We start from the raw sequence: 17,257 nt of genomic DNA on the forward strand, positions 1-17,257 counted from the left end.
ATTGCCGAAGTTAGAAATCATTTGTAATCTGATTAGAGGCTTTTAGAAGAATTTCAAAAGCATTCTCTGCCATAAGATTTTCCTTATCAAGGGTAGGATTGATTTCCACCACTTCAAGGCACATCACCTTACGTGAACGCAGGAGATAATAGATGAGGTTTCCGGCTTCTTTCTCCGTGATGCCGTTCGGGGCCGGGGTACCGGTTCCTTTAGAGATTCCGCTGTCAATGGAATCAACATCAAAAGAAATATAGATCAGGTCGCACTGATCCAGGTAATTGAGGGAGTCAATCGCTACCCTTTCCACCGCCTTACGACGGATTTCCGTTACGTTGAATACTCTGACTTTATTTCGTTTGATAATGGCATCTTCCTGCATTTCGAAATCACGCAGGCCGATATACACCAGGTCAGAATAATTGATCTTGGGTTCTATTCCGCCGAGTTTTTTAAGGTTATTCCAAAACTCGATGGTATCCTCATCCGGCTTGTTCACGGCCAATTCCATATTATCCTCGGCCAGCAGGGCGGCGAGGGTCATTCCGTGCATGTTTCCGGAGGGAGTGGTATAAGGAGAATGCAAATCTGCATGGGCATCTATCCAGATCACCCCGATACGCTTATCGGGAAACGCACACTTGATACCGGCTACCGTGCCGATGGCAGTGGAATGATCTCCACCCAAAACAATCGGAAAAAACTTCGGATCCTTCAGCGTCTTGGTCAATTCCCTGGCCACCTTATCGCAGACCGAGTAGACTCCCTTAATCCTTTTAGCATAATCATGCACCACCGGTTCCAGTAAAAGGCGATTCTCGTGCGGAACTTCAACCGGGCGGTTCTTGCGGAAGAAGGAACTCCCGAAGTCCAATGCGGCAATCTTCACGGCATCCGGTCCCATGCTTGAACCGCGGGTTCCCGCTCCAATCTCTGATTTAACTTCAATAAGCCGAATGCTCTTCATTTGTTTGATTCTGATGATCCAATTTACTTACATTTGATAAAATTTCCCTATCCGGGTGCATTACATTTACATTGTATCGACAATAATCTAATAATCAACTTGTTATGAAGAACAAGTATTCCGATCTGATTGAACAAACTTTCCATTTTCCACAGGAGGGTTTCCGGGTGTCCGAAAACGAACTTTACTTCAATGAGATCCCCCTGATGGATATTATCAAGCAGTACGGTACGCCCTTGAAGATCACCTACCTTCCGAAGATTGGCGCTCAGATACAGAAAGCCAGAAAAATCTTCAAAGTCGCCATGGCAAAAGCCGACTACAAAGGTACCTATACCTATTGTTATTGCACAAAGAGTTCCCATTTTTCTTTCATCCTGGAGGAGGTTTTAAAGAACGATGTGCATATAGAAACCTCCTCAGCCTATGATATTCCGATAGTTAAGGAACTTTATAAAAAAGAAAAGATCAGCAAGGATCATTATATAGTGTGCAACGGATATAAGAGGGATGTATACCAGAAGTACATTACTGAGCTGGTAAATGAAGGATTCAGGAACCTTATACCTGTACTGGATAACAAGAACGAACTCAATTACTATAATAAGCACCTGAAGCAGAAGTGCAAGCTGGGTATACGCATTGCATCCGAGGAGGAACCGTCTTTTGAGTTCTATACTTCCAGGCTCGGCATCCGCCACAAGGAAATCGTGGAGTTCTATAAAGACAAGATTGCAGGCAATCCCAAGTTCGAACTGAAGATGCTGCATTTCTTTATTAATACCGGAATAAAGGACTCGATCTACTACTGGACGGAACTGGCAAAGTGCCTGCATGTATATGCGGAGCTCAAAAAGATTTGTCCTGAACTGGATTCACTAAATATTGGCGGTGGTCTTCCCATTCGCACTACCCTGGGCTTCGAGTACGATTACGAGTACATCATTGAGGAGATTATCTCCCAGATTAAAACGTTCTGTAAGCAACACAAAATCAAGGAACCCAACATATTTACCGAATTCGGTTCCTTTACCGTGGGAGAAAGCGGCGCCGCGATTTATTCTGTAGTAGACCAGAAGCTGCAAAACGACAGGGAAATGTGGTACATGATTGACTCCTCCTTCATCACTACCCTGCCTGACACCTGGGGCATTAATCAGCGTTTCATCCTTCTGGCCGTCAATCACTGGGATAAAGAATACCACCGGGTGAACCTGGGCGGACTCACCTGCGACTCCATGGATTTCTATAATACTGAACCCCACTCGAATCAGGTTTTCCTTCCCCGTGTGGAACAGGATTCAAAAGTTCCTCTGTTTATAGGCTTTTTCCACACCGGTGCCTATCAGGAATCCCTCAGCGGATACGGCGGAATTCAGCACTGCCTCATCCCAGCCCCCAAACATGTGCTCATTTCCAAAGACGAGAACGGAGAGCTTGTCACCCGCCTCTTTGCCAAGGAACAGAGCTATAAAAGCATGCTTAAAACGCTGGGATTCTGAATACAGATGTGGCAAAATAGTATATCTTTACACCTTTACTCTGAGAACCAATGACTTCTGCGATTCCAACAGCAGAGAGCCAGCATCAGGACCCTGATAAAAAGAAAAAGCGCAAAAAGCGTTTCTTCTTCTTTTTCCTGCTTGCCGGTATAGGCATCGGACTTCTCCTTTATTTCTTTCGCGACCAGATACCCATGCTGGGGCATAAAAAGGAAGGAGTGGTAGAATACGATGTGACTTATCCTGACATCGAGGAGGGAAACATGATGGCTGCCGGGCTCCCCGACGAGGCCAAATATTACTTCAAGGGGAATAAAACCATCACCTCCCTCTCTGGTATGATGGGCATGATCGAGATCGGCTTCATCACCGACGAAGAAACAAAAACCGCAAAACAGTCGTTGGTTGTTTTTACTAATAAATACGTAGCCGAATTGAATGAGGGCGGTGTGAATAAAATGAATGCCGGATTCGTCAAAGAGATTCAGCTGGTGGAGGGTGAGACAAAAAAGATTGCCGACCTGAAGTGCAACAAAGCCAAAGCCATCCTGGAGAATGGCAAGGAAATTGATATTTGGTATACAACTGAGATCGGAAATCCGGGAGTAAACTGGAGCAATCCCTACAGCCAGATCAAAGGTGTATTGATGGAATTTGAAATTGAAAAATATGGTATCGCCATGAAACTGGTGGCCAAAAAAGTGCTGAAAGATCCTGTACCGGATGAACAATTCTCTGTACCCGGCGATTACAAGAAAATGCCGATTGAGGAACTGGAGAACATCATGAAAACACTGAATCCCGTAAAATAAAACACATGAAACGACTATTCTTCTGCGCCATCGCGCTCCTTTCGCTTGCTTCCTTTGCACAGGAAGGCTGCATCACCTACGCCATGGAAATGCCCAACCTTCCCCCGGAAGCACAGGCCATGGTAGCAGGAATGGAAACCAAAACCTGGTTTAAAGGCGATCTGTCGCGCACCGAGGTAACATCTCCTTTCTCCAGCCAGATTGTGATCGCCAACAAAAAAACCGGCGAAACAGTGACGCTCATCGACATGATGGGACAGAAATACATGATCAAGGAAAAGGACGAAGACAAGGAAAAAGATAAAAATGTGAAGACCGATGTGAAGGTAAAACAGCTGAACGACAAGAAAGTGATTGCCGGTTACAATTGCCAGAATGCCGAGGTAACCATGAAAGTGAAAGGCGACGACGGCAAGGAAAAAGAAGTGGTGGCCATTGTTTGGTACACCAAGGAAATCAAGTTCGCAGCCAACGGCTATGAAGGAACTTTCAAAGGCCTGGGCGGCGTTCCCATGGAATATGAGATGGATCGCGATGGCCAGAAAATCAAATTTACCTGCAAATCCTACTCCCAGGATGCCGTTGCCGACAGCCGGTTCGATATCCCTGAAGGATACACCCTCACTACCCGTGAAGAACTCATGAAGATGATGGGTGGCATGGGCAAATAACCTCGGCCTTCCGGCAGAGGCGGGTAAGAGGCCGAAGCCGGATGCGGTGAGAAAGCCCCCCACGATATCAACATCCTCGGGTTAATAACCTGAAACCCAGCGGGGCGAGTTCCCGTATCAGGGTCTTTACCTTTGATTGGAATACCCCTATCCTTTCAACATGGAGGACCTCGAAGAAATTAAGCCCCGGCTACGCAATACGTTTCGCGACCGGCACGACATCGAAGAAGATGAAGTGCGGGAGGAAATCCCGGTAAAAAAGCCGCGAAAAAAGAAACTCTCACAAAAGCCCATTCTCGATGAACGGGAGGAGGAAGTAATAGAAGCAGACGAGGAAGAGGAAGAAGAGATTGCACCCAGATTAAAAAATACCCGCAATGAACCACGGGATAAGAAAAACGAGGATAAACCGAAAAAGAAACGGGCAAAAAAAGGTTCCTTCGCTGAATTCATACTGCCTGTAAAAGATTTTTTTGCCAGCGAAAAGGTTCACAAAATCGCCGGACTCTTTCTGCTCCTTTCATCGGTGTACCTCACCATTGCGTTTGTTTCTTTCTTTTTTACATGGACAGTAGATCAGGACAAGGTGATGGGATCCTGGGCGGATCTGTTTTCCAGCGACGAATCCGCTGCCAACTGGCTGGGCAAGCTGGGGGCGGTGATTTCCCACTCTTTCATTCACGCCGGCTTTGGAATTGCGGCACTTGCCTTTCCGCTGGTGGCGCTGGTGCTTGGCATACGCATTCTGATGAAGGTAGAACTGCTTCCGTTGGCACGCACTTTAAAGTGGTCGGTGTTCGGGCTTTTATTCCTTTCCTGTGCGCTGGGATATCTGTTCCATGATAAATGGTTTTATCTGGGCGGAACCTTTGGTTTTCATCTCTCCGAATGGCTGAACCGCTCTTTGGGCGCTGTGGGAACCGGTGCACTGCTCGCCTTCACTTTCCTCACCTTTCTTGTTGTGAACTTCAATATTTCCTTTGAATTCTTCCGGAAACCGGAACCCATACCGCCTGTAAACGAAGCCAGCCTGCAGAATGTGCTGCTGCGTACCGAAATGAAAGAAGAGTACTCGCCGCAGGTGGAAGTGACCCTCAACAGAGAAGAAACCCCTCCGCCTCCGGAGGTAACTGAAATAATTGCTCCTGCAGAAACAGAAAATACCATTGAGCCGGTACCCGACGAGGTTAAGCCGGTAGATCCTCCCCTGCTTCACTCCATCAGTTTGGGTGAAGAGAACGTGATGCTCACGGTAGAGCAAAATGAATTCAAAGACGAATCCGACGAAGATTATTCCAAAAAGGCCGAAGAACTGGTAGCACAGTTTGGCGAATATGATCCCACCCTGGAGCTCGGCGAATACCGTTTCCCCGGCGTGGATCTGCTCACTACCTACGAATCGTCGCAGGATGCCGTGAGCGAGGAAGAGCTCAACGCCAATGCGAAACGCATTGTGCAAACACTGAAAGATTACGGTATCGAGATCGAAAAGATCAAAGCCACAATCGGTCCCACCATCACCCTTTACGAGATCGTTCCCAAAGCCGGTGTGCGTATCTCGAAGATCAAATCGCTGGAGAATGATATTGCGCTTTCACTTGCAGCTTTAGGTATCCGCATTATCGCTCCTATTCCGGGAAAAGGAACCATCGGCATTGAAGTGCCGAACCTTCACCCGGAAATGGTACCCGCACGTACGGTGCTGGGATCAGAGAAATTTCAGAGCTCCCATATGGATCTGCCGCTGGCGCTGGGACGAACCATTGCCAACGAAACATTCATCGCCGATCTGGCTAAGATGCCGCATCTTCTTATCGCAGGCGCTACAGGCCAGGGTAAATCAGTGGGAGTAAATATGATTCTCTCGTCGCTGATCTACAAAAAGCATCCTTCGCAGCTTAAGCTCGTGCTGATTGATCCCAAAAAAGTAGAACTCACGCTGTACAACAAGATAGAGCGGCATTTTCTCGCAAAGCTTCCCGATGCAGAAAAGCCGATTATCACCGACAGCAAGAAAGTCATCAACACGCTGAATTCACTGGTGATAGAAATGGAAGCGAGGTATGAACTGCTGGAGATGGTGGGACTCAGAAACATTAAGGAATACAACGCAGAGTTTGTGAAACGCAAACTCAATCCGAATAACGGGCACAAGTTTCTCCCGTACATCGTAGTGGTGATTGACGAGTTTGCCGATTTCATTACGGAAGCCGGCAAGGAAGTGGAGATACCCATCGCCCGGCTCGCGCAGAAAGCACGCGCCGTGGGCATTCACCTCATCATTGCCACACAGCGTCCGAGCGTAGACGTAATAACCGGAACCATCAAGGCCAATTTCCCGGCCCGCATTGCCTTCCGTGTAACCTCAAAGATCGACTCCCGAACGATCCTCGATCAGGGAGGCGCGGATCAGCTTATCGGGAAAGGCGACATGTTGCTAAGTACCGGCAGCGATCTCATACGCCTGCAGTGTGCCTTTATTGATACCCCTGAAGTTGCCCGCATTACGGACTTTATAGGTTCTCAGAAAGGTTTCTCCACCGCGCACATCTTACCGGAGTATGTAGGAGAAGACGAAGGAGGAGGAGGAGTCAGTGTGGATGCGGCCGACCGCGATCCTTTGTTTGAAGAAGCCGCCCGGATCATTGTAACGCACCAGCAGGGCTCAGCATCCTTATTGCAGCGTAAGCTCCAGCTCGGCTATAACCGGGCCGGGAGGATAGTGGATCAGCTTGAAAATGCGGGAGTTATAGGGCCGTTCAAGGGCTCAAAAGCCCGTGAGGTCCTGATCAAAGATGTTCTAACTTTGGAACAGTTTTTGAAAAAAGGGGATGACACTCCACAATAAAGAAGTATGAAGCACATTCTTTTCATTCTCTGTTTCGGTCTGGGGGCCGGGATCAGCGCACAGCAACCAAAGGAACCTGTTGATACCAAGGCGAAGGCCATTCTCGATGAATTAAGTGCCAAAACAAAAGCCTGCGGAGCGATCAAAGCGGAATTTCTGATCGAAAATTTTGGAACGGATAAAAAGCTGAAAGAGTCGAACACCGGTAAACTGACTTCAAAGGGGCAGAAGTACATTGTGGAGTTCAAGGGACAGAAGATCGTGTGTGATTCTAAGACACAATGGACCATTATAGACGAGAGCAAGGAGGTTCAGGTGAACGACGCGCCCGACGGAAAATCAGCAGATCAGATTAATCCCACCAATATTTTCACCATCTATGAGAAGAACTTTAAGTATAAGTTTGAAAAAGAAGAAACGGTGAACGGAACGCTGATGCAGGTAATCAATTTGTATCCGTTATCGCCCGGAAAAAAAGCCTATCACACGATTAAGCTCTACATCGACAAAACAAAAAAGCAGGTAGCCATGCTGAAGATCATGAACAAAGACGCTACCAGCAGTACGATCACGGTCAAATCTTTCTCCTGTTACACAGAACCCAACGACGCGCAGTTCACTGTTACAAAAAAGGAATATCCCTCCCCTCCCTGGGAGTGGATAGATCTGAAGGAGAACTGATCTTCCGGTTTCCCTTTTAATTGAGCAATACACCTATCGGGGATTTTCCCGAATTTTCGTATACTGGATAAAGATTCCGGATGCATTTGGGGTCGGATCACTTACAAACTAGCTTTTCTGAAACGAAAACTACCTTAGAAGGAAGGCTGAAGAAAAGACCCAAACATCCGAGTGCCGGCACCGGTCGCTCCGCCGGGGCGGCATTGCGGAAGGCTGAGATGATCGCGCAGCGGAAGGCAGGCCCGGCGCGTTTGCGATCATCGCAGGGTATTGGAGCGGCCGATTCTTTTGGATACTTTTCTTGTAAAGAAAAGTATCGTATAAAATCATTAAATTAGCCTAAGCAATCCCAACACCTTGCGCTCCCAAACTACCAACTCTTCAAACCCAAACCGGAACCTAAGGCCGGAGGCCACGGCGTTCGGTAGTCTGCTCCCAGGCAGAACCTACTCTTCCAATACGTATAAGTACGGCTTCAATGGCAAGGAGGGAGATAACGAGATTAAAGGCTCCACTGGAACTAGTTATGATTATGGTGCAAGGATGTATGACCCACGATTAGGCAGATTCATGAGTTGCGATGCTTACACAACATACTATACCGAGCTAACGCCCTACCAATTCGCTGGGAACAGCCCCATTGTATTTAAAGATAATGGTGGCAACACTATCACAATATACTACGATAGTGGAAAACGAAATAAAGATGGCAGCATCATCTTTACTCCTTACGAGTATGGTTCCGGCTTGCCTTTGCCTGATAACCAAAGTGTACGAGACGCGGTCGAGCAAATTGATTATTTGATCAACAATTCTCCATTCGCCATAAATTTCGTTCAAGCACTTCACGAATCGAAGATTTTTTCTTGGGGAGTAACTCTTTATACACCGGAGCAAATCCTTGAAGATCAAAAATCAGATAGGCTAATTAAGGGTGTTGTAACGATCGGAATGGTAAACCACAAAAGCGGCTCCGCCTCAACGAGTTATAGTACCCGCATTGGCGTACGAACAACTGAGGGTGGCATGCAAAGCCCTGTCAATAATTTGTATCACGAAGCATTTCATGCATATCTATTGCAGTTATACACCTCGATGCTTAATGAGGTATGGAAAAAGGCTTCGACCATGTCGCCATCAGAATACAAGAAGGAGTGGGACAAAGTTTATGGTCAGATCACTGCTGTGCAACAATATTTTAATACCTCTCGAACTGACAACTATGACAATAACGAAGAATTTTGGGCTGTTCAGTTTGAAAATCTTCTAGCGAAACAGATGGGGGAAAGTCAGAGATCCGATCATCGAGGTTCATTTGTAATAATGGATGGCCCATTCTCAGTAAAAGAAGCTAAGAAAGCAGAAGGTGGAACAGCGAATGGTGGTAAAACTGAGGGCGACAAAAAGCCTCAGAAGCAACATGCACCAAGACATTAAATTTTCGTAACTTCATGAGAAAGTTTTGCATGAATACATTTCGTTTGGTTTCTTTTTGCATAAGCTCCCTGATCCTTCAGAGTTTGACGTGCTCAGATGAGGATAGTCGCCCTCTTAAAACAAAACAAGCCTCAATTACATATGTCTCGTTTAATCTAAGGATAGAGCTCGATAAAATTACACGAACTGAAATACGACAGAATTCGGAAATCCAACCCAAAATGATTGGTGATAAGGTGCTGTTACAAAAAATTGATTCAATCATCCCCCTTATTGTTAATGCCAAGAATAATTCTAACCCGTTAGACTCGGTTGTCTCAGAACCCGACTTTCGAATTTGGCTTAGAATGGATGGAAGAGACTATTACTATATTTCTTCGCAGCAATTTGTAGAAGGTAGTCTCGTTTATAAAAATGACTTTGGATTACTGGACTTAATTAAGAAATCGATTGTGCCTTATTCAGGCCCCAATGCGCCCATTGACTCTTCAGGTTTTTATGGGCCGAATAACCCACCGCCACCAACAAATGAAAAATAATTTTTTCATTTGCCGCAACTTCCGTTCTCCAAATGTTAACTCCTCACCACATTAACGAGAAGAAACTCCTCAATATCCACTAGTCTGAGGTTGTCCTTAATAATCCGAACCGGGAATTTTTTGGCCTCGACGCAAGATGCGATAAGCCGTTCGTTAAGGGGGTTCTCTTCTGCAATGAATTTTAAATGTTCGTCAAAACTCCAATTCGGATTTGGAGCGATGTCGATGAATTTCCACACATTGATTTCGAGCTTGGCAAGCCTATGTCTTTTGTTTAGATCGATTTTGCTCTGAATATAGGGCCGGGTCATTTCGATTTCGGGAACAGGAACACGATGTTGTACATTTTTGTAATTTTCTTCAAGTGCCAATTTTGTCGATGCCGTAATGACCTTGGCCTGTTCAACGCTGTCTGATAGAATGAATAGGGGAAGCCAATAAGTTCTGCCAAGCAGATCATAATCGAAAATAAACTCGACAAAAAAACGAAGTGGCAAATATCCCTTGCCATTGCAATCTGGACAAGTTACTGTTGGAGGTGGTAACTCCCCCGGATTAATGGATGGTTCGCTTTCCGAAATCTGGCCAAATCCCCCACATCTTTTGCAGTCCTGCTCGCTCATGCTTAGTGCTTAAAAAGTTTGTTTTTTATTAGCTTTAGATACTTGTTGACGTAAAACATATCCGGCTCACTTTTAACGGCTCTGCACCGAATTTCGAACCTAGGTGAATCTGGACTACTCGAATCGAACAAAACCAAACCGATGCCAAAGAGTTGACTAAGTACATCCAGCCTATCAACGTCCTCTGGTGAAGAGTCCTTTGGAACAGCGATATAAGATTTGTGAGAAAAAACTTTATAGGAGCAAGCCTGTCCGAATGCTTTAATAAGCTCATTTGAATCTATCTTTATCTCAGCGGAGACAATCTCAATGGGGAACCGGATAATGTCATCCACTTCATGCTGTCTTATTCCAATCACATCTGGAGTACTCCATTTGTCTCTGAATACTGCGCCACCAACAGGGATGGCCTTCGTGCATTCGTCCAGATCGTTGATTAGCCAATCTGCGAACGGCTGATAAAATGTTTCTTCATTAATACCCTTTTTAATTGGTTTTTCAATGGAGTCAATCTTTTGAGGTGTCGAATCACTCTCCCGAAAGGAAACAAGTCTGAAAATCCCTCTTGCAGGTTTATAAACTTCTTTTGGAAACGTGGTATCCAGATCCCAGATTGATCCGTTGATCGTATTACGATTGAAATCATTGTTTTTTGCCCAGATTGCATTTCGGAGATCTGTATATCGCAACCCTTGCGGGTTTTCAGAAAGTATTTGCAGTGCAAATTTCTGTATTTCTTGTTCCTTCGCCATATCGTAGAGTCTTCCTTAAGGGAAACTAAGGTACGGAAAAGCCACTTTTCCCTGTGAATCATCTAACTGATTGGTTCTGAACTTTCAAAGAACCCCATCTCGCCACCTTGATTAAACCTCCCGAATTGTACGGCCTTTCCCTTTTCCGGGATATCGATCACTACATCCACATCATGCTGGAAGGAATTCGCTCCCCTGAAATTCCCCGTTTTGGTAGTCTGGAAGATGTAGATGAAGGATTTACCGGGGTTCGCCTCTTTTAATGCCCGTAAAGCCGCAGGATTAAGCCCAAGAAGGTTTACGGAGTCCAGGAATATAAAATCATACCCAGACAAATCTTCGGGCAAATGATCGCTTACAAAAAGGTTCTCGTGGGCTACGTCCTTTTCCTTGAGCTTTTGTTGAAGGGTCAGGTCCAGCTTCTCCTCTTTGGCAACGTAAAGTACCTTCCCGAAGTTCCGTGCAAGGTATCCGGCAAAGTCAATACATAGAAATGATTTTCCCATTTTAGGTTTGCCAAAAACCATTGCTGTAAAGCCTTGGGAGGGATCACCGATAAGTTCCAGCCATTTTCCAGTAAAGCCGAGGGTTTTGAATTCCTTCTTTGCGAATTCAATGCTTGACATGATCTTCGGTTCTTCAGCCACAGGCTCCGAAGGACCACAAAGTGGAACAGATTCTGCCTTGCCATCTTTCTTAGAAATTTTTCTTGACTTCTCGTAGCGTTCTACAATTCGTTCAAGATCGTATGTAAAATATTCATCAATCTGGAATCTAAATGACTTGCGTCTGCTATTGTATAGATCAACGACAGCGTCTTGTATCCGCCTGATCTCTGCGGCGTAGAGAGAGGTCTTTCTAATTTCTCTTCCCTTAATTGCTTCTTGTAGGTCTTCGACATAATGGGTCATGTCGTCCCGGCTTATTTTACGCCTATTGAAATACAGGAATCGCTTGATAAAACTCATTTCAACATCGGTATCAGGTTTGCCGGACAATCCCTTCCCCTTCAAATCTTTTTTTCGAAGCCTAATTTCCTTTTCAAGTGCACGCTTGCGGATTTTTATCTCAGGGGTAAGACCATCCTCTTCTTCGGCCATTTTTTCAAGTTCATAAATGCGCTGAAGCTGATCGAGTTCCATATAAACATACATTAGGGCATCATTCTTAGCAAGACGCTCGGCAGCGGTCTTTTCAGGTTTTCCATTCAAGCTCGCTCCATTTTCCAAAAACTCCTCCAGCTTTTGAAAGGCAAGTTCTGCCAGACGTTTGAAATTGGCCTTTTTCTCAAGTAAAGACCAGTCCTTGCCACCATCGGTCATCTTCATGAGATACAAATGTGCTTGCAGGAGTCCTTCCGGCAGGTTTTCCTGACCGATCTTATGAACCTCGGTCATAAAGTTGTTCTTTGTTACTTTCATCAGGCGGCGAATTTTAATTTGTTGAGTTGCTGTTCGATTTCCTTTACAGGCAATGGTTCTGGCATAAATCGAGACTCTTTTTCAGGATCGTAATTGGAAACCATGAGTTCGGTTTTCTTTTTGTCCGTGAGCTTGGTGACGGCCACCGACTTTTTTATTCCCCGGACTTCCCATTTATATTTTTTAATAAACTCTTTGAGCAGTTTAGAGGGGTAGCTGCTCAACAGGAATTTTCCTTTCACTTTGGAAAGAGCTTCAAGAAGTTTTTTGTAATCATCTTCCGTGTAACCACTGTAATGCCCCTGATCGGAACCGATGTAGGGAGGATCGACATAGAAGAAGGTTTCTTTTGAATCAGCCCGTCCGATTACCTTCAGCGCATCATTGTTTTCCACCTGCACATGCTCCAGTCGGTGTGCGTACTCACGGGTAAAACCGTTTCGTTTGTTTGAAACTGCCTTCTCTTTTGAATTTTGCTTTCCAAAACCCCAGGAGCCGATCAGCGACGCAAACCCCTGATTGGTTCCAATCCAGAATGCCCAAGCGCGGCGCACATCACTAAACATTTCTGGATTCTTATAAATCACCATCGCCTGTTTGTAAAGCTGGCGAGAGTGAAGCGAAGAGCGAACAAGTTTCTGCAACTGAGAGAACTTGGTCTGCATCACCTTAAAGAAATTTACCACTTCGGAATTTTTATCGTTAATGATCTCCACCTCCGAGCGGGGTTTTGTAAAGAACAAAGCCCCTCCTCCAAAGAACGGCTCGCAGTAAATGCGATGCTTGGGCAAAAGTGGAAGCAGGTATTTTAAGATGGCCTGCTTTCCTCCATAATAGGTGATGGGTGTTTTCACGCTGTAGCCGGTGGTGGGTTTTGGTCGTTGTCGTTCAAGAGGAAGTAACCTAAAATGGTAAAGACAAGGAAATAGACGATTGCGACTTCCATTTCATTCGTATTTAAGATGCTGAGAAATGATAAATCCTGAAAGAAAAACGGCGGATACAGCAAGTACTTTCGCCGCACGTTTACTTCGCCTCAGTTTATTCTGCATGAGTCCAAGACTCTCATTTAATTCTTCGGTTGTAAGCAAGAGCCGCGCGGTTGTGGATTTATAGTCCACCAGCAGCGAATCTTTCATGTTAATAATGGCATCCTTTACTTCCAGAAAACAGTTCAGAGAAGAGATTTCATTATCGCACAAACTGTCACGGGCGAAACTCGCGATCCTGAATGTGTTACATAAAAGTGAAAGCGAGTCAAAGACTTGTTCATCCTTCATTCTCATAGTGTCCAACTCAAATGAAGACTTAAAAGCATCCATTTTCCGGGAAATCTGAATGACGTATTCCTTGGCACCTTCCAATCGCTGATCATTTTTGTGGATGACCTGCTCCAAGCTGTCACTGACACTTTTCAAAGAGTCCAGAGAACGATCATAAAGACTGTCCTTGGATTTTAAGTACTGCTTGATGTCATGCAACTCCTGCTTGGTCTTTTCATAGATCGGTTCCGGTGGGCTGTAGTGTGAGTCGTAGATCAAATAAACGGTACTGGCGAGGCTCAGGATTGAATACAGGATCAGTACGAAGCGTAATAATTTACTCTGGTTTTTGTTCATTTTCTGTGTTAAAAGGGTTTGTGGGTTTTCGTTCAAAGGAGTATCCGAAGCATCCGGCAGCGATCAGCGACACGAAGCCATAGAACATGAATTCCGGTACGTGGAGATAGAAAAATTGCTCCCCGATCCACGCAATAAGCGTTACGACCACAAAAATGGCAACGACGGTTTCTCGCAAGGAGTACGTCCCTGTTTTGTCCTTCAGGATATTTCTTAGATACTTTTTCATTTGTTTTTCTTAGAAGAGTTTTGAAAAGAGTCTTCTTAAGATTCCTGGTCTGTCAGGAGAAACCGCATGCACATTCACATGGATTTCATTAAAAGTCCGGCTCTGGTTGATGCAGACCGTTGATGGAGCCTGTTGGCGTGAGGACTCACGGGCGATCTCCAGCAGGTTTTCAAAAAAACGTTCCTGTTGATGATGTACTCTGAAGTTGTTTTTCATTGTGTTTGTTTTTAGGTTGATTGTTTAAATGTTTCATCGGGACTCAGGAGATAAACGCTTGTGGAAATGGCGGCCACTGTTGCGAGACTTCCGTAAAGGACTCTTCTTAAAAAAGCCCGCTTTAATGCCCGTTCATCGATGAGCGTGTAGGTAAACGAGTTACCATAGAGGGATCGGTGACGCTCTGCCATTTGCATGAAGCGGTAGAAATGCGCCGCGTTTTCAAAGACCTGACATCCGGCAGAGAACTTGTCCACGTATTTTGTTTTTCCCTGTTGCATTGCGCGGTGGATGTTTATTCCAAAGAGTCCCGTCTCTCTTTTCCCATTAAGGAAATCCAGCACTGCGTTGCGATCATAGTCTCTAAGGATCGTGACAGGCTTTCTCTGCACAAGCGAGGCGTATTGTCCCCTGTGAAGGCCGATCTGGTAGGCACCTTTGTACTGACCCTGCATGAGAATCGCCGTTCCCTGAGGTTGCATTGGATTTTCAAGCCAGAAGGTTCCCGGATCAGTCGTACAAGGGAAAATGTGATACTCCCACTTATTCTTTTCCGTTTTATAGAACACGTGAAAGTGATCATCAAATTTTCCAGATCTCGTGTTTTCACTTCTCACTCCCCAGATGTTCAGCTCGTAGGGACGCGAATAGATCAGGTAATTCTCCTTCCTCGCAATGGCCTTTAACTTACCGAGCATTTATGCCGCATTACCCAGATCCGGCGTGTAATCGGCAAGCCATTTCTTCACGTCAAAGTTCGGACAGGTCTTTCCGGCCTTGGGAAAAGTTCCGTGACCTTTAATTTCCGCTTTTGGATAGCGATTTGAAAGCTCCACGATCTTATCGAAAAGTGCCACTTCCTGAGCGCGGGTACGCGTGTCAGAGGATTTTCCCTCTTTGGTTCTTCCTCCGATGTAAGCGATGCTTATCGTGGATTCGTTAAATCCTTTCACTCCGTAGGAGGGCAGCTTTTCATCCAGTAGCTTCACCACATCTCCGTTTGCTTTGACGATATAATGATAACCCGGACGATCCCATTTACGTTCTGTCTTCCAGAAATTGAGGATGGATTCCACCGTCGTGTTTGAAGGGGTATCGGTGCAATGCACCGCGATGTATTTAATTTGTCTCATAAAATATTACGCTTTTTGATTTGACAATTAGTTTTTTATTCTTTTCGAGGGTTTTAAAGAGGGTGTAATTATTTTTTGATGCGATGAAATGTCCCACGACCGTTTTCACAGGCACTTTTACTTTGATCTTGGCTTTCAGATCGATCAGTTCGGCAGGCTCTACCGTGATTAAGAATTTTCCCTGATCATTACCTGACAAAGTCGGGATGGACCATTTTGCACCGTCGTATTTTAATCCCATCCTGAGGAACTCCAGTCGGATGGCATCCTGCTCTGAAGCTGACTTGAACGTATCAAGCATTCCGGTGACAAGTGTTTTGCGAACGCCTGAAGAGATGCGGTACTCTTTGAATTTGTCAGAAACAGCTGAGTACTCAGAAGTGCTTTTGATTTTTTTTAAGGAGTCCAGAGCAGAAGAAAAACTCTTAGCTGTGGCCGCTTCGTAGAGTTTCTTGGCAAGCGTTGCCGGGTCTTCCGTAGGTATTTGAGTAAGCACGGTAAATGTGCTTTCATCCACCACAATGGGAAGATTCAGTTTGGTAAGAGCCGCCTGCACTTCCGAACCAAAATCTCCATCTGCTCCATACTTGGGAAGGATAGTCTTGCCATGTTTGGCAATGAGAGCGAGTTGCAAAGTCTTAACCCTTTCTCCCTTGCTTCCTTTTTTAAGAGGGAAATCATCTTTTTTTACAGGAGGTGTTGGTACATAGGAAGACTGACTTTGTGAACTGGTCTTAGTGGGTGTGAAAGTAGTCTGGGGAGCAAGCGTTTCATCTTCCTGATCTGTTGGCTCTTGCTTCTTCTTGGTGATGGCTTTCCATCCGAAAAAACCTCCCACGGCAGTGACGGCCACGCCGAGACCGATCAATATGGCTTTTTTGAAATTACGCTTCTTGGGCTGATTTGTATCTTGTTTTGCTGCCATTAGTTCTAAGGTTTTTTACTGATTATCTGAAGCATTGCATTTAAGTCAGAGGACGACAGATCTTCTTTAATATCTGCAAGCAGGGAAACGGCATATTCTTTTTCATACACTGCCATTACTTTTGAAAAATCCGCTCGTGTAGGGATTTCCAAAAACACAGCCTTGATCGCATCTTCATCTGTTCCGGGAAAAATCCCGTAGGAGATGTTTACTGCGGCATGAAGACGTTTTGCCCACGCGAGGTGATTTAGAACAGCCGTGTCTCCGGGCATTTCAGGTTTGGAAGAAATGATCATCATCATTTCCTCATATTCGCCTGAGGTTAGTTCATCCTGCATCTCTTTGGTGATCGGGTCACCGTAGAGTTTTTTATAGGAAGCGGCCACTTCTTTGAAAAAACTCTTCGTAGGAATCCGTCTTAAAACTGATCTCAATGCCTCTTCATCCGTTCCCCACCACCCGTCGTTTTCAAAGGCCAGTTTTATCTGCTTGGCATAAGATGCAGGTGCATTGGTTTCAAGTGACTTCTTTTCCTCGGTGTTGGCAATTGAGGATTTTATCACTCGTGAAACCAGAAGAATGGTTCCCCCGGCTACAACCAGTCCTAAAGCAGAAACAAGTACGATTTCCTTCCATCCGGAAGAATCCTTGTTTCCCGTTTCTTGCTTTGGATCACTATGTTGAGCTTTAAATTTCATCTACACCCCTAACGCCTTTTTAGCGATTTGCAGTTTGATGGGATCGTTAGTGATCACATCGGCAAGCTTTGAAAGTTCATTAGCCGAAAGTTTTTCACCCATCACTTTTAGAGCGGCGGCCTTTAGATCGGCTTCCTTTTCTGAAGGAGCCAGGATTGTTATGTCGTATTCGTACTTTTTCATGTCT

20 protein-coding genes are annotated in these 17,257 nt (G+C 45.2%); 7 read left to right on the forward strand and 13 right to left on the reverse strand.

Features of this window, described 5'->3' with window-relative positions; translation table 11 throughout:
* Window positions 1-10: 10 nt before the first annotated feature.
* Entirely contained in the window at window positions 11-964 is a 954-nt protein-coding gene (locus IT233_12500) for an arginase (GenBank protein ID MCC7303451.1), read from the reverse strand.
* Window positions 965-1,068: 104 nt separating this feature from the next.
* On the opposite strand from IT233_12500, the gene IT233_12505 reads away from it, so the two are divergent.
* The 7 genes from IT233_12505 to IT233_12535 all read left to right on the forward strand — a co-directional run bounded on the left by IT233_12505 (window position 1,069) and on the right by IT233_12535 (window position 9,454).
* Entirely contained in the window at window positions 1,069-2,466 is a 1,398-nt protein-coding gene (locus tag IT233_12505; GenBank protein ID MCC7303452.1) for an arginine decarboxylase, read from the forward strand.
* A gap of 50 nt (window positions 2,467-2,516) precedes the next feature.
* Entirely contained in the window at window positions 2,517-3,278 is a 762-nt protein-coding gene (locus IT233_12510) for a hypothetical protein (GenBank protein MCC7303453.1), read from the forward strand.
* A gap of 5 nt (window positions 3,279-3,283) precedes the next feature.
* On the forward strand, window positions 3,284-3,949 hold the full coding sequence (locus tag IT233_12515; GenBank protein MCC7303454.1) for a DUF4412 domain-containing protein: 666 nt from the start codon (window positions 3,284-3,286) through the stop codon (window positions 3,947-3,949).
* Between the two features lie 160 nt (window positions 3,950-4,109).
* Entirely contained in the window at window positions 4,110-6,797 is a 2,688-nt protein-coding gene (locus IT233_12520; protein ID MCC7303455.1) for a DNA translocase FtsK 4TM domain-containing protein, read from the forward strand.
* 6 nt (window positions 6,798-6,803) lie between these two features.
* Window positions 6,804-7,478: an outer membrane lipoprotein carrier protein LolA gene (locus tag IT233_12525; GenBank protein MCC7303456.1), complete on the forward strand. Its 675-nt coding sequence runs from the start codon at window positions 6,804-6,806 to the stop codon at window positions 7,476-7,478.
* 357 nt (window positions 7,479-7,835) lie between these two features.
* Window positions 7,836-8,915 (forward strand): hypothetical protein, encoded by a 1,080-nt coding sequence (locus tag IT233_12530; GenBank protein ID MCC7303457.1) that lies wholly within the window; start codon window positions 7,836-7,838, stop codon window positions 8,913-8,915.
* A 221-nt stretch (window positions 8,916-9,136) separates the two neighbouring features.
* Window positions 9,137-9,454 carry a hypothetical protein gene (locus IT233_12535; GenBank protein MCC7303458.1) on the forward strand — a complete coding sequence of 106 codons (318 nt, stop codon included), beginning with the start codon at window positions 9,137-9,139 and terminating at the stop codon, window positions 9,452-9,454.
* Between the two features lie 35 nt (window positions 9,455-9,489).
* Here IT233_12535 and IT233_12540 read toward each other — a convergent pair whose 3' ends face one another.
* The 12 genes from IT233_12540 to IT233_12595 form a co-directional block, all read right to left on the reverse strand.
* The gene (locus IT233_12540) at window positions 9,490-10,077 is read right to left on the reverse strand and encodes a hypothetical protein (GenBank protein MCC7303459.1); all 588 of its coding nucleotides are present in this window, start codon (window positions 10,075-10,077) and stop codon (window positions 9,490-9,492) included.
* Between the two features lie 2 nt (window positions 10,078-10,079).
* The gene (locus IT233_12545; protein ID MCC7303460.1) at window positions 10,080-10,829 is read right to left on the reverse strand and encodes a hypothetical protein; all 750 of its coding nucleotides are present in this window, start codon (window positions 10,827-10,829) and stop codon (window positions 10,080-10,082) included.
* A 62-nt stretch (window positions 10,830-10,891) separates the two neighbouring features.
* A complete protein-coding gene (locus IT233_12550; protein MCC7303461.1) occupies window positions 10,892-12,250 on the reverse strand; it encodes a hypothetical protein in 1,359 nt (452 codons plus the stop codon).
* Window positions 12,250-13,104 (reverse strand): DNA adenine methylase, encoded by an 855-nt coding sequence (locus IT233_12555; protein MCC7303462.1) that lies wholly within the window; start codon window positions 13,102-13,104, stop codon window positions 12,250-12,252. Before IT233_12555 ends, IT233_12550 begins: the two co-directional genes overlap by 1 nt.
* A gap of 93 nt (window positions 13,105-13,197) precedes the next feature.
* Window positions 13,198-13,869 carry a hypothetical protein gene (locus IT233_12560; GenBank protein MCC7303463.1) on the reverse strand — a complete coding sequence of 224 codons (672 nt, stop codon included), beginning with the start codon at window positions 13,867-13,869 and terminating at the stop codon, window positions 13,198-13,200.
* Window positions 13,850-14,098, reverse strand: a complete 249-nt coding sequence (locus IT233_12565; protein ID MCC7303464.1) for a hypothetical protein — start codon at window positions 14,096-14,098, stop codon at window positions 13,850-13,852. The genes IT233_12560 and IT233_12565 overlap by 20 nt, the downstream gene beginning before the upstream one ends.
* 9 nt (window positions 14,099-14,107) lie before the next feature.
* On the reverse strand, window positions 14,108-14,314 hold the full coding sequence (locus IT233_12570; protein ID MCC7303465.1) for a hypothetical protein: 207 nt from the start codon (window positions 14,312-14,314) through the stop codon (window positions 14,108-14,110).
* Between the two features lie 11 nt (window positions 14,315-14,325).
* Window positions 14,326-15,012 (reverse strand): hypothetical protein, encoded by a 687-nt coding sequence (locus IT233_12575; protein MCC7303466.1) that lies wholly within the window; start codon window positions 15,010-15,012, stop codon window positions 14,326-14,328.
* Window positions 15,013-15,447 (reverse strand): N-acetylmuramoyl-L-alanine amidase, encoded by a 435-nt coding sequence (locus IT233_12580; protein MCC7303467.1) that lies wholly within the window; start codon window positions 15,445-15,447, stop codon window positions 15,013-15,015.
* Window positions 15,434-16,372 carry a hypothetical protein gene (locus IT233_12585; GenBank protein ID MCC7303468.1) on the reverse strand — a complete coding sequence of 313 codons (939 nt, stop codon included), beginning with the start codon at window positions 16,370-16,372 and terminating at the stop codon, window positions 15,434-15,436. The genes IT233_12580 and IT233_12585 overlap by 14 nt, the downstream gene beginning before the upstream one ends.
* A gap of 5 nt (window positions 16,373-16,377) precedes the next feature.
* Window positions 16,378-17,070, reverse strand: coding sequence for a hypothetical protein (locus tag IT233_12590; protein MCC7303469.1), 693 nt, complete (start codon window positions 17,068-17,070; stop codon window positions 16,378-16,380).
* The gene (locus IT233_12595; protein MCC7303470.1) at window positions 17,071-17,253 is read right to left on the reverse strand and encodes a hypothetical protein; all 183 of its coding nucleotides are present in this window, start codon (window positions 17,251-17,253) and stop codon (window positions 17,071-17,073) included.
* Window positions 17,254-17,257 lie beyond the last annotated feature (4 nt).

This window comes from Bacteroidia bacterium (assembly GCA_020852255.1).
Taxonomy (GTDB): domain Bacteria; phylum Bacteroidota; class Bacteroidia; order JADZBD01; family JADZBD01; genus JADZBD01.

Bases quoted from the DNA above. Each gene is read 5' to 3' on its own strand.
- IT233_12500 (MCC7303451.1), bottom strand. From the start codon at position 964: ATGAAGAGCATTCGGCTTATTGAAGTTAAATCAGAGATTGGAGCGGGA.
- IT233_12505 (MCC7303452.1), top strand. From the start codon at position 1,069: ATGAAGAACAAGTATTCCGATCTGATTGAACAAACTTTCCATTTTCCA.
- IT233_12510 (MCC7303453.1), top strand. From the start codon at position 2,517: ATGACTTCTGCGATTCCAACAGCAGAGAGCCAGCATCAGGACCCTGAT.
- IT233_12515 (MCC7303454.1), top strand. From the start codon at position 3,284: ATGAAACGACTATTCTTCTGCGCCATCGCGCTCCTTTCGCTTGCTTCC.
- IT233_12520 (MCC7303455.1), top strand. From the start codon at position 4,110: ATGGAGGACCTCGAAGAAATTAAGCCCCGGCTACGCAATACGTTTCGC.
- IT233_12525 (MCC7303456.1), top strand. From the start codon at position 6,804: ATGAAGCACATTCTTTTCATTCTCTGTTTCGGTCTGGGGGCCGGGATC.
- IT233_12535 (MCC7303458.1), top strand. From the start codon at position 9,137: ATGATTGGTGATAAGGTGCTGTTACAAAAAATTGATTCAATCATCCCC.
- IT233_12540 (MCC7303459.1), bottom strand. From the start codon at position 10,077: ATGAGCGAGCAGGACTGCAAAAGATGTGGGGGATTTGGCCAGATTTCG.
- IT233_12545 (MCC7303460.1), bottom strand. From the start codon at position 10,829: ATGGCGAAGGAACAAGAAATACAGAAATTTGCACTGCAAATACTTTCT.
- IT233_12550 (MCC7303461.1), bottom strand. From the start codon at position 12,250: ATGAAAGTAACAAAGAACAACTTTATGACCGAGGTTCATAAGATCGGT.
- IT233_12560 (MCC7303463.1), bottom strand. From the start codon at position 13,869: ATGAACAAAAACCAGAGTAAATTATTACGCTTCGTACTGATCCTGTAT.
- IT233_12565 (MCC7303464.1), bottom strand. From the start codon at position 14,098: ATGAAAAAGTATCTAAGAAATATCCTGAAGGACAAAACAGGGACGTAC.
- IT233_12570 (MCC7303465.1), bottom strand. From the start codon at position 14,314: ATGAAAAACAACTTCAGAGTACATCATCAACAGGAACGTTTTTTTGAA.
- IT233_12575 (MCC7303466.1), bottom strand. From the start codon at position 15,012: ATGCTCGGTAAGTTAAAGGCCATTGCGAGGAAGGAGAATTACCTGATC.
- IT233_12580 (MCC7303467.1), bottom strand. From the start codon at position 15,447: ATGAGACAAATTAAATACATCGCGGTGCATTGCACCGATACCCCTTCA.
- IT233_12585 (MCC7303468.1), bottom strand. From the start codon at position 16,372: ATGGCAGCAAAACAAGATACAAATCAGCCCAAGAAGCGTAATTTCAAA.
- IT233_12590 (MCC7303469.1), bottom strand. From the start codon at position 17,070: ATGAAATTTAAAGCTCAACATAGTGATCCAAAGCAAGAAACGGGAAAC.
- IT233_12595 (MCC7303470.1), bottom strand. From the start codon at position 17,253: ATGAAAAAGTACGAATACGACATAACAATCCTGGCTCCTTCAGAAAAG.